This window comes from Achromobacter sp. GbtcB20, assembly GCF_019091095.1.
GTDB lineage: Bacteria > Pseudomonadota > Gammaproteobacteria > Burkholderiales > Burkholderiaceae_B > Achromobacter > Achromobacter mucicolens.
The window spans coordinates 1-507 of record NZ_JAGXJZ010000204.1 but is presented as its reverse complement, the minus strand read 5'-3'; the positions used below and the strand labels follow the sequence as shown (position 1 = coordinate 507).

At 64.9% G+C, this 507-nt stretch carries 1 protein-coding gene; it reads right to left on the bottom strand.

Translation table 11 applies throughout. The features are described 5' to 3' along the window. Positions 1–258: 258 nt before the first annotated feature. The coding region (locus KVT32_RS28585; RefSeq protein WP_371825632.1) for an endonuclease/exonuclease/phosphatase family protein at positions 259–507 on the bottom strand (249 nt) is incomplete at its 5' end.

Below are 507 nucleotides of genomic sequence, written 5' to 3'. Positions count from 1 at the left end.
CGATTTCAGCGCACCGCTGCAGTTGCTGGCGCGCTCGATCAGTTTCGAGGATCCGCTCACGGGCGAGCAGCGCAGCTTCCACAGCGAACGCACGCTGGACTGGCCGGCGTAGGGTGATCGGTGGGCACAGGGCGCCCACCCTACATTATCGAAGACCGATACGCTTGATACGTAGGGTGGGCGCCCCTGTGCCCACGCGGTGATCGTTTGCGGTGACTGCTTCGTGCGGGATGATCTTGCCGAAAGCACCCACATGCATCACAGCCTGTAATCGATGATCAACGGCGCGTGATCCGAGAAGCGCTCGTCCTTGTAGACCGACACCGCATGCGCCGTGGCGGCGATGCCAGGCGTTGCGACGTGGTAGTCGATGCGCCAACCCACGTTGTTGGCCCAGGCCTGGCCGCGGTTGCTCCACCAGGTGTAGGCGGCGGCTTCCGGCGCCACCAGGCGGTGCACGTCCACCAGGCCGAGCTCGTCGAAGATGCGCGTCATCCAGGCGCGTTC